General features: G+C 67.7%; 9 protein-coding genes. 3 read left to right on the top strand and 6 right to left on the bottom strand.

Annotation, left to right across the window (positions count from 1 at the left end; all coding sequences use genetic code 11):
* Positions 1-7: 7 nt before the first annotated feature.
* Both A2X88_08875 and A2X88_08880 read right to left on the bottom strand, forming a co-directional pair.
* Entirely contained in the window at positions 8-1,345 is a 1,338-nt protein-coding gene (locus A2X88_08875) for a nitric-oxide reductase (GenBank protein ID OGP34672.1), read from the bottom strand.
* 10 nt (positions 1,346-1,355) lie between these two features.
* A complete protein-coding gene (locus A2X88_08880; protein ID OGP34673.1) occupies positions 1,356-2,057 on the bottom strand; it encodes a hypothetical protein in 702 nt (233 codons plus the stop codon).
* Between the two features lie 389 nt (positions 2,058-2,446).
* Between A2X88_08880 and A2X88_08885 the strand changes: the two genes are divergently transcribed.
* From A2X88_08885 to A2X88_08895, 3 genes are all read left to right on the top strand, one after another.
* Positions 2,447-3,085 (top strand): hypothetical protein, encoded by a 639-nt coding sequence (locus tag A2X88_08885; GenBank protein ID OGP34674.1) that lies wholly within the window; start codon positions 2,447-2,449, stop codon positions 3,083-3,085.
* Between the two features lie 329 nt (positions 3,086-3,414).
* Positions 3,415-4,797: an aspartate ammonia-lyase gene (gene aspA, locus A2X88_08890; protein OGP34675.1), complete on the top strand. Its 1,383-nt coding sequence runs from the start codon at positions 3,415-3,417 to the stop codon at positions 4,795-4,797.
* A 42-nt stretch (positions 4,798-4,839) separates the two neighbouring features.
* Positions 4,840-5,886: a hypothetical protein gene (locus A2X88_08895; GenBank protein OGP34676.1), complete on the top strand. Its 1,047-nt coding sequence runs from the start codon at positions 4,840-4,842 to the stop codon at positions 5,884-5,886.
* A 21-nt stretch (positions 5,887-5,907) separates the two neighbouring features.
* Here A2X88_08895 and A2X88_08900 read toward each other — a convergent pair whose 3' ends face one another.
* From A2X88_08900 to A2X88_08915, 4 genes are all read right to left on the bottom strand, one after another.
* Positions 5,908-7,017, bottom strand: a complete 1,110-nt coding sequence (locus A2X88_08900; protein ID OGP34681.1) for an MFS transporter — start codon at positions 7,015-7,017, stop codon at positions 5,908-5,910.
* Between the two features lie 67 nt (positions 7,018-7,084).
* Positions 7,085-9,235, bottom strand: coding sequence for a cadmium-translocating P-type ATPase (locus A2X88_08905; protein OGP34677.1), 2,151 nt, complete (start codon positions 9,233-9,235; stop codon positions 7,085-7,087).
* 116 nt (positions 9,236-9,351) lie between these two features.
* The gene (locus A2X88_08910) at positions 9,352-9,618 is read right to left on the bottom strand and encodes a hypothetical protein (protein ID OGP34678.1); all 267 of its coding nucleotides are present in this window, start codon (positions 9,616-9,618) and stop codon (positions 9,352-9,354) included.
* A gap of 500 nt (positions 9,619-10,118) precedes the next feature.
* Positions 10,119-10,361 (bottom strand): multidrug transporter MatE, encoded by a 243-nt coding sequence (locus A2X88_08915; GenBank protein ID OGP34679.1) that lies wholly within the window; start codon positions 10,359-10,361, stop codon positions 10,119-10,121.
* Between the last annotated feature and the right edge of the window lie 41 nt (positions 10,362-10,402).

The following is a 10,402-nucleotide window of genomic DNA, read 5'->3' on the forward strand; positions in this document are numbered from 1 at the left end:
CCATCCGCTACGAGTGTCCCCCGCCGACCTTCGCGGGCCTCAGGGTGAACAGGTCGGTGACGGTGGTGAGCAGTCCGGCCAGGAAGAAGAGCCCTGCCACCACCGTGATCCCCATCCAGAGCCGCATGTGCCCCTGGGCGGTCATGTATCCCATCCCGAGCACCCGCTCGATGTAGCTCTGCAGGACCCCCCCCACGGTGAAGGTGAGCCCCATGGTCATCATCGCGATGTTCATCGTCCAGAAGCCGTACTTGCCGCGCCGGTCGTCGAAGACCTCGATCCCCTTGATCCTGGGCATCGCGAAGTAGAAGGTCGTCAGGTTCAGCAGGGCGTAGGCCCCGAAGAAGGCCAGGTGCCCGTGGGCCACGGTGACCTGGGAGCCGTGCGTGTAGTAGTTGATCTGCGGCAGCGTGTGCGCGATCCCCCACACCCCGGCTCCGATCATGTGGAAGATGGCGCAGCCGATCGCGTAGGTCCATACCAGCGGATTGACGATCTCTTTCTTGCGCTGCTTGACGTGGTGCATCGTGTCGATGACCATCAAAAGGATCGGAAGCGGCTCCAGCGCGGAGAAGATCCCGCCGATCCAGAGCCAGTACCGCGGGGCGCCGAGCCAGTAGTAGTGGTGCCCGGTGCCGGCGAGCCCCGTGAACATGAAGAGGCCGATCTCCACGTAGAGCCACTTCTCGACGACCTGCCGGTCCACCCCGGTGAGCTTCATCAGGATGAAGGCCAGGATGGCGCCGGTGACGAGCTCCCACGACCCTTCCACCCAGAGGTGGATGACCCACCACCAGTAGTACCAGTCGATCACCAGGTTCCGGTAGAAGGGGATCCCGAACAGGTAGAGGAGGGCGAGGAAGACCAGCCCGCCCAGGAGGGTCCCCTGGATGACGGTCCACCGGTTTGCCTTGAGCATCGTCATCCCCACGTTGAAGAGGAAGACCAGCGCCCCCACGACCACCACGAGGTCGAGCGGGCGGGGGATCTCCAGCAGCGGGCGCCCCTGCGTCCACCCGAAGAAGAAGCCGACCAGGGCGACGACCCCGGTGACCAGGAGGGCGATGAGCTGGAACCAGGCGAGCCCGGTCGAGTAGATCTCCGACTGCGTCTCCTCGGGGACGATGTAGTAGGTCCCTCCCATGAAGCCCAGGAGCATCCAGAGGACGAGCAGGTTGGTGTGCATCGCCCGCGCCGTGGCGAAGGGGAAGACGTCGACGACCTCCTGCGGGACGGTGAAGGTGTAGCTGTACCCGAGGTAGAGCCCCATGAGCACCTGCAGGACGAAGAGCGGAAGCGCGGCGACGAAGTACCAGTAGGCGATTTTCTGGGATCGGTATTCCATCAGGTCCTCCTTATTTCAGGGTGGAAAGGAACTTCGCCACTTCCTCGAGCTCCCGGTCGGAAAGGCCTGTCTGGGGCGGCATCATGGCCTTGGGGTTGACGCTCTTGGGGTTCCGGATGTACCGACGGATCGCTTCCTGCGAGAGCCTTTGTCCGACCTTGTCCATCGCGGGTCCGAAGGTGCCTCCCGTCCCGTTCAGCGAGTGGCAGTTCATGCACCCCTTCGTCTGGAAGACCGCGGCACCCGGGGAGACGCCCACCGTGGCGACCATCACCTGCTCGCCCCGGGAGAGCCGCTTCTTGCTGTCCTGCGGGGGCCAGTCGTTGTTGTTGATCTCCCCCACCCAGTCGAAGAATGCGACCAGATCCTCGATCTCCTGGTCGGAGACCTTCTGGTTCGGCATCTTCCGCCACGAGTTCGCGAAGGCCACCTCGGGGCTCTTCACCCGGTACCGGATCCCGTCGGCCCCGACCCGCTGGACCACCCGGGTCAGGTCCGGGGCGTAGTAGGCGCCGAAGCCCAGGATCGTGTGGCAGTCGTTGCAGTTGTACTTCTCGAAGGCCCGTTTCCCCGCCACGACCTGGTCGGACAGCTTGTCCACGTTGGACAGCGTCGCCACCTGCCGGTGCGTGTCATACGTGGCCCCCAGGAAGAGCGCCGCCGAGGAGAGCGTGCCCACCAGGAAAATCCAGAAGGCGGTCTTCTTGGTCATCCGGAAACCTCCTTTTCATTCTTCGGTTCACTGCAGGATATGGAACGTCCAATAGGCGCGGGTCTCCGCAGGGAAACGGCGCCTGTTTCGGGCCTTTCGGTTCCGGGAATTGGTTGCCTGGCAGGGGAAGATTCCGCCGGGGCGCTCACCGCGCGGACAGGGAGGTCCCCCGGGATCTTCCTGTCGGTTGCTTCCCACCGGCCCATCGCTTCCCCCCTTCCCACGCCGCGGTGTGAAACCCGCCGGGAACGGAGTCAGGGTAGACGGCATGCGCGCACCGCGCATTGATGTATGTCAATCGGCCCCCTGGGAGGGGAAAAATCCGGTTTGAGCGACGGAGATTTCCCGATAATATTACACCAAACCCGCGGCGGTGAGGAGGGGGTGCCATGGAGAGGCTGATCGGCGGGATCCACCGGTTCCGGAAGCAGTACTGGAGTGAAAACCAAGAGCTTTTCGGAAGGCTGGCCGAGCACGGGCAGGCGCCGGAGGCGCTCTTCATCACCTGCTGCGACTCCCGCGTCATCCCCACGGTGATCACCCACTCGCACCCGGGCGACCTGTTCATCGTCAAGAACATGGGAAACTTCGTGCCTCCGTATTCGGTGAATCCCCTGGACGGAACGGGGGTGGCCGCCGCGATCGAGTACGCGGTGGAGTTCCTCCGGATCCGGGATATCATCGTCTGCGGGCACTCCGACTGCGGGGCGATGAATGCGCTCTACAAGGATCCGGCCGGGTTTTCGGAGACCCCCCACATCGCGGAGTGGCTGCGGAACGGGAAGCGGACGGTCGAGGTGGTGGCCGAAAACTACCCCGGCAAGTCGAAGGAGGAGCGGCTGGCGATCACCGCCGAGGAGAATGTCCTGGTGCAGATGGAGAACCTGCGGACCTATTCCGTCGTCCAGAAGGCGGCGCGGGAGGGGCGCCTCTTCGTCCACGCCTGGTTCTTCGAGATCGGCAGCGGGACGGTCTACCGCTATTCGCCCGGCAAGGGGCAGTATGAGCCGATCCTCTACGAGGAGTAGCCCGGCGCCTTCTCTCCCGGCAGGGTGTGCCCGGGCGGAGCCGTTCCCATGCGTCCTCGGGACGGGGCGCACCGTGGGCGCAACCGTGGGCGCAGCCTGCCGAAGGATGGGGGGATGAGCGGAGATAAAAAGATTCTCCGGGAGCGGAGGGCAGTCGCAGCGAAGCCCCCCTCCGACTTGTCCTCCGTAGCAGCGTGAGCAGCGAAGGAGGAGGCGGCGGAGCCGGTCCATGCGCCCTCGGGACAGGGCGGGGCGGGAGCCGGTCCCTGCCGACGTCGGGGGGAAACCGCCATGGCGGGCCGGGAATCCAAGGGGGTGGGAGGCGAGCGATGAGCGGAACCCGCACGGAAAAGGATTCGATGGGGGAGGTCCGGGTCCCGGCGAAAGCCTACTACGGGGCGCAGACGCAGCGGGCCGTCGGAAATTTCCCGGTCAGCGGCGTCCGGATGCCGCTGCCGGTCGTCCATGCCGCGGCGATGATCAAGGGGTTCGCCGCCGAGGTGAACGCGGGCCTTGTGCTCATCGACCCCTCTCTGGCCGAGGCGATCTCGCGGGCCGCCCGGGAGACGCTGGAGGGGAAGTTCGACGACCAGTTCCCGGTGGACGTCTTCCAGACCGGGTCGGGGACCTCGACGAACATGAACGTGAACGAGGTGCTCGCCAACCGGGCGAACGAGCTGCTGGGCAAACCTCTCGGGGGCAACTCCCCGGTCCACCCGAACGACCATGTCAACCGGTGCCAGTCGAGCAACGACGTGATCCCCTCGGCGATCCGGATCGCCGCGAGGCGGGAGCTGTCGGACCGGCTCGTCCCCGCCCTCTCCTGCCTGCGGGACGCCCTGGCGGCGAAGGCGGGGGAGTTCTCCGACATCCTGAAGATCGGGCGGACCCACCTGCAGGATGCGGTGCCGGTCACCCTCGGGCAGGAGTTCTCGGGGTACGCTTCCCAGGTTGATCACGGGATCCGGCGGGTGCGCGCGGCCTTCGCCGACCTCGAGGAGCTTCCGCTGGGGGGGACGGCCGTCGGAACGGGGCTGAACGCCCACCCGGAGTTCGGGGCGAGGACGATCGCCGAGATTGCGAACGCCACCGGGATCCCCTTCCGTCCGGCGGAGAACCGGTTCGAGGCGATGGGGGCTCAGGACCCCCTGGTGGCGGCCAGCGGCACGCTCAAGGGAGTGGCCGCGTCGCTTTTGAAGATCTCCCACGACATCCGGCTTCTCTCCTCCGGCCCCCGGTGCGGGATCGGGGAGATCGACCTGCCGTCGCTCCAGCCCGGCTCCTCGATCATGCCGGGGAAGGTGAACCCGGTGATCCTCGAGGTCTCGATCCAGGTCTGCGCCCAGGCGATCGGGAACGACGCGGTGGTGACGCTGGGCGGCTCGCTGGGGGTGCTGGAGCTCAACGTCATGCTCCCGGTGATGGCGCGCAACCTCCTCGAGTCGATCGGGCTCCTCTCCTCGGCATCTGTCCTGCTGGCGGAGCGGTGCGTGTCGGGGATCGCGCCGAACCGGAAGCGGTGCGGGGAGCTGATCGAGCAGAGCCTCGCGATGGTGACTCCGCTCGCGGTGAAGATCGGGTACGACAGGGCGGCGGAGCTGGCCCACGAGGCCTGGCACTCCGGGAGAACGATCCGGGCGGTCCTGCTGGACAGGAAGGTCCTCCCGCCGGAGGAGATCGAGAAGATCCTGGACCCCCGCGGGATGATCTGAACCTATTGGGAACCGCTCCCGGGATGGTATAATCCCCCGGGTATGGATACGGTAACCCATGGGCTTGCCGGGTGGCTCACCGCCCGGGCCCTTCCCTCGGAAAGCGGCAGGAAGGAAGCCGCGGCGGCGGTGATCCTCGGATCCGTCCTGCCCGACGCCGATCACGTCGCCAGGCTCCTGGGGAGCGAGATGTACCTCAAGCTCCACCGGGGGTTTTCCCACGGGTTCGCCGGCGTGGCGGTGACCTCCCTTCTGATCGCCCTGCTGTTGTACCGGTTCGGGAAATGGAAGGACCTCAAGACCCTTTACCTGTTCGCCCTCCTCGGGCAGCTTCTCCACATCTCCCTGGACCTGCTGAACTCGTACGGCACCCAGATCTTCCAGCCCTTCTCCGACGCGCGGGTCGCCTTCGACATCCTGTTCGTCATCGACCTGGTCTTCACCGGGATCATCGTGGCCGGACTGGTCCTGTCCCGCCGCCGTGCGCGGCCCGCGCGCGTGGCGATGGCCGTCCTCGCCGGGTATGTCGGGTTCGCGGCGATTCTGCATCTGCGCGCCCTGGAGGCGGTGAGGAGCGCGGCGGTCGGACAGGGCGTTCCGGTGGTCTCCGCGGCGGCGCTCCCGCGGCTCGGGCAGATCCGGGTGGGGGAGGAGCTGGCCCAGATCCGGCTGGTCGGGGAGGCATGGGCGAGGCAGGAGCTCTCCGGGCTTCCGGACCTGCCGGTCCCGGAGCAGCGGAACCGGTTCCCCTTCCCGGCGGGTCCCTTCGCCTGGAACGGCATCGTGGACGACGGGGACACCTTTCTGCGCGGCGACGTGGAGCCGTTCACCGGGACGGTGGCATGGAAGCAGCGGGTCCGCAGGGGGCAGGACGTGGCGCTGGCCCTCTCGGTCGAGGAGATCCCCGAAGTCCGGACCTACCTCTGGTTCGCCCGGTTCCCGGTCGTGCAGGAGTCGCGGGAGGGGAGCACGAGGATCCTCTCCTTTTCGGATCTCCGGTTCGGGGGAGTCCCGGGGCGTCGCCGCCCCTTCCGGCTGCAGATCGTCGAGACGCCGGGCCTCGCCCCGCTGGCGCACTGGGGGAGGTAGCGGCCCCGGCCTTCCGGCGTTCTACCGGTGGGAAGCGGCGGGGCCCTTCTGCGCGAGGAGCAGCCCGGAGGCGAGGAGCGCAAGGGCCCCGCTCGCGCCGAAGGCGGCCTGCGCCCCGAACCGGCTCCACAGGATCCCGAAGAGGAGGCTGGCCGGCAGCGCCGCGACCCCCACCGCGAGGTGGAACCACCCGAAGGCCGCCCCGCGCCGTTCGGCCGGGACGAAATCGGCGACCAGCGCCCGCTCCGCCCCCTCCGTGGCCGCCGAGTAGAGCCCGTAGACCAGGAACAGTCCGACCATCCAGGCAGCCCCTTCCGCCACTCCCCAGGCGGCGTAGACCGCCGCGTAGACGACCCAGCCCGCGACGACCATCTTCCTGCGGTCCCACCGGTCCGCCAGGATCCCCGCGTGGGTGGAGAGCGACGACTTGACGAGATTGAACCCCCCCCACAGGAGAGGGACCCAGGCGGCGGGAACTCCCGCCTCGACGGCGCGCAGGATCAGGAAGGCGTCGCTGGCGTTCCCCAGCGTGAAGAGCGACACGATCAGCAGGTAGCGGCGGAACCCCGGGGAAAGGCCTTCCAGCCGGAGACCGCTGCCCGATGCGGGGGGGGGCTTCGTTCCGGTGTCCCGGACCATGAGCCAGAGGACGGCGACGGCGATCCCTCCGGGGATCGCCGCGAGGAAGAAGACGGACCGGTAGGAAAGTCCGGCCCCCGCAAGCAGGAGGAAGGCGGCGGCGGGACCCAGGACCGCGCCGAGGTGATCCAGCGCCCGCTGGAAGCCGAAGGCGCCCCCCCGCTCCTCCGGGGGGACGGATTCGGCCACCAGGGCGTCCCGGGGGGGGCTTCGCACCCCCTTCCCGATCCGGTCGGAGAACCGGATGGCGAGCACATGCCCCCAGGAGGCGGCGAACCCCATCAGCGGGCGCATGACCGACGAGAGGCCGTACCCGGCAAGGACCAAGGGCTTTCTCTTTCCCATCCGGTCCGACCAGGCGCCGGAGAACAGCTTCAGCAGGCTCGCCGTGGCTTCCGCCACTCCCTCGATCGCCCCCAGGACGGCCGGCCCCGCTCCCAGGGATGCGGTCAGGAAGAGCGGGAGGAGGGGATAGATCATCTCGCTCGACATGTCGGTGAAGAGGCTCACCAGGCCGAGGGCGACGACGTTGCGGGGGAGACGGGTCCGGCTCACGCGGCTATGCGGACGGGGGGCCGTTGCGCAGCAGGCGCAGCCCGTTGAAGATGACCAATAGCGTCGTCCCCATGTCGGCGGCCACCGCCATCCAGAGGGTGGCGTACCCGGCGGCGGCGGCGACGAGGAAGCCGGCCTTGATCGCGATCGAGGCGACGACGTTCTGGCGGACCACGGCGACCATCCGGCGGCCGAGCAGGACCGCCTCCGGCACCCGGCGGAGGTCCTCGGCCATGAGCGCCACGTCGGCCGTCTCGATCGCCGCCGGCGACCCGGCCGCGCCCATGGCGATCCCGACCGAGGCCAGCGCCAGCGCTGGCGCGTCGTTCACCCCGTCGCCCACCATGGCCACCGCGCCGTGGGAGGCGACCAGCTCCCGCACCTTCTCCAGCTTCTCCTCCGGGAGCAGCCCGGAAAGGACCTCGTCGATCCCGACCTCCCTCCCGGCCGTGCGGGCGGCGTCTTCGTGGTCTCCGGTGAGCATGACGACATGCTCCACCCCGAGCGCGGCCAGCGACCGCACCGCCTCCTTCGCCTCGGGACGGAGCTCGTCCTCCATCTCGAGGACCCCCGCGATCCCCTCGTCCGTTCCCACGATGGAGAAGGTGCGGCCCCCCTTCTCCTCCCCGGCGGGCAGGATCTCTTCCAGCCGCCCCCGGGTTCCCTCCCGCTCGGCGAACATCCGGCGGTTTCCCACGTAGACCCGTTTCCCCTCGACCACGGCGGAGACCCCCCGTCCCTCGAGGGTTTCGAAGGTGCGCGCCAGCGTCCCCCGGGCCGGCTGCGCGATCCCCCTCCGGCGCGCTTCGTGACGGATCGCCTCGGCGGCCGGGTGGGCGGACCCCGCCTCCACGGCCCCGGCCAGTCGCACGATCTCCGATTCCTCCACCCCGCTCGCCGGCCGGACCCTTGTCACCTTGAGCATCCCCCGGGTGAGCGTCCCCGTCTTGTCGAACGCCACGGCCCGGACCTTCCCCAGCGTCTCGAGATGGCTCGCCCCCTTGACCAGGATCCCCTGCCGGCCGGCCCGCGTGAGGGCCGAGACGGTGGCCACCGGAGCCGCCAGCACGATCGCGCAGGGGCAGGCGATGACCAGGAGCACGAGCCCCCGGTAGGCCCAGTCCGCCGCGGACCCCAGACCGAGCAGGGGGGGCAGGCAGGCCACCAGGAGCGCGGACACGAGGACCGCCGGGGTGTACCGGGAGGCGAAGCGCTCCATGAAGGTCTCGACGGGGGCCTTGCTCGCCTGCGCCTCCTCGACGCGGCGGAGGATCATCGCGAAGGCCGACTCCGAGAGGGGACGCAGCGCCGTCGCGAGGATCGGATTGCGCCCGTTCACCGTCCCGGCGAACAGGGGGTCCCCCTCCACCTTCTCGACCGGGATCGATTCCCCCGTGAGTGTTGCCTCGTTCACGTCGGAGCCTCCCTTGAAGACCTCGGCGTCCACCGGGATCCGGGAGCCGGGCCGGATAACGAGGACGTCTCCGGGGCGGACCTCCCCCGCGGGGATCGTCCGCTCGCGGCCGCCCACCCCTCCCTCGCGCACGACCGCCGTTTCCGGGGCGAGGGAGAAGAGGCCGGCGGCCGCCCTGCGCGCCCGGTCGAGGCTCCGGGCTTCCAGGTGGTTGGCCAGCGCGAAGAGGGTGACGACCACGGCCGCCTCCTCCCACTCCCCGAGCGCCGCCGCGCCGGCGATCGACACCGTCATGAGGGCGTTCATCCCGAGGGAGCGGTTGCGAAGCTCCCTCGCGCCGCGCACCGCCACTCCCGCCCCTCCGGCGAGGACGGCGGCGAGGAAGAATCCCTTCGTCCAGGAGAGGTCCGGGTAGAGGAAGCAGGCGACCGCCCCGGCGCACAGAAGAACCGCGGACAGGGCGAAGACGGTCAAATGGGGGCTGCCGGATTCGGGGAGGTCGGCCCGCCGGAGCGACTCGTCCACCGGATGACCGTCCATCCCGATCGCCGAAAGCGCGGACAGGATCTCCACCGTAGCGCACCGGTGGCGCACCTCGACCTGCCGGGCGAAGAGCCGGAAGGTCATCTCCTCGACTCCCGGAAGCCGCCCCAGGGCGGTGCGGATCTCCTTCTCCTCGTCCGGGCAGTCCATCGCCGGCACGAAGAACCGGGTCGCCGTGCTCGGCGGGTCCGTATCCATACCGTTCATTGTACCGGAGCCGCGAGACCGTGGAGACGCCCCGGATCCGTTTCGTCCCGGAGCGGAATCCCCCGCGAGCCAGGGTCCCCGGTCACAGGCGCAGCAACCGAGCGATTTCATCGAATGGGGCGGCCGGGACGCGGCTGCTCGTCAAGCCCCGGAAGGCGTTGTGCAAAGAACCGCTTTCGCCACCGGGAGACGACCAGCCGGCTTGTATCCAGGCGGGCGGCAATCTCATCGTTGTCCAACCCTTCGGCGGCCAACAGGATCATCTTGGCCCGGAGGACATGATAATACGGTAGCGTATATCGTGCCGCCCTCCGTACGAGTTCGCTCCGCTCTTCCGACGACAGGTGGATCTGGTACGGGCTTTTTCTCGGCATGGGAAGCGCCCTCTCCCTGGCTCTCACCATGCCACAAGACAATGTCGACCGCAAGTTATAATATGTTACCATATTTATGAAATTGAGCACCAAGCGGCGGGGCCTCAGGCACTCCTTTGGGCAGCCGTCAGCTTCAGCCTGTAGTTAGCCACGCGCAGACTATTTCGACAACAACACTCCGATTTTTTGAAGAACCTCGGACAGCGTCGCCTCTGGTAACCGACAAATCAACTCCGCCTGGCGTGCCCGCCAATCTAGGCTTTTCACCTGGTCGGACAGTATTACTCCCGAAACTTTCAGGCGACCTGGGGTCAAGACCTCAAAAGGATAACCTTTGATCTGGCTGGTAATGGGACACAACAAGGCTAACCCTACCTTGCCGTTGTATGCAGCAGGAGAGACAACAACGGCGGGACGCCTCCCCGTCTGCTCGTGCCCTGCCTGTGGATGCAACGTGATCCAGACCGCGTCCCCTCGATCCGGGACATACGCCCGCCGGCTTACCATTCCTCAGCCCCAACGGCCGGTCCAGAGAAAACCTCTCCGTGGAGATTCTCCTCGTTGATGCCAGCCAGAAGCTTCTCAAGGGTGACCTTCGGCTTGGCGACGGAAGCGACTACCAGCTTGCCTTTCACGACTGAGACATTGACCACCGACTCCTCGGAGATGTTGGCTTCCGTTGCAAACGATTTTGGGATGCGCAGGGCAAGACTGTTACCCCACTTCCGGATGCGAGTCTTCATCGGGGTACCTCCTCAATGTGTCTACAAAGAAGATACAACAG

The organism is Deltaproteobacteria bacterium GWC2_65_14, from assembly GCA_001797615.1.
Lineage (GTDB): Bacteria > Desulfobacterota > Deferrimicrobia > Deferrimicrobiales > Deferrimicrobiaceae > GWC2-65-14.

Coding starts and splice junctions, on each gene's coding strand:
- A2X88_08910 (OGP34678.1), bottom strand. CDS start 9,618: ATGCCGAGAAAAAGCCCGTACCAGATCCACCTGTCGTCGGAAGAGCGG.
- A2X88_08875 (OGP34672.1), bottom strand. CDS start 1,345: ATGGAATACCGATCCCAGAAAATCGCCTACTGGTACTTCGTCGCCGCG.
- A2X88_08895 (OGP34676.1), top strand. CDS start 4,840: ATGGATACGGTAACCCATGGGCTTGCCGGGTGGCTCACCGCCCGGGCC.
- A2X88_08880 (OGP34673.1), bottom strand. CDS start 2,057: ATGACCAAGAAGACCGCCTTCTGGATTTTCCTGGTGGGCACGCTCTCC.
- A2X88_08885 (OGP34674.1), top strand. CDS start 2,447: ATGGAGAGGCTGATCGGCGGGATCCACCGGTTCCGGAAGCAGTACTGG.
- A2X88_08905 (OGP34677.1), bottom strand. CDS start 9,235: ATGGATACGGACCCGCCGAGCACGGCGACCCGGTTCTTCGTGCCGGCG.
- A2X88_08915 (OGP34679.1), bottom strand. CDS start 10,361: ATGAAGACTCGCATCCGGAAGTGGGGTAACAGTCTTGCCCTGCGCATC.
- A2X88_08900 (OGP34681.1), bottom strand. CDS start 7,017: ATGTCGAGCGAGATGATCTATCCCCTCCTCCCGCTCTTCCTGACCGCA.
- aspA (OGP34675.1), top strand. CDS start 3,415: ATGAGCGGAACCCGCACGGAAAAGGATTCGATGGGGGAGGTCCGGGTC.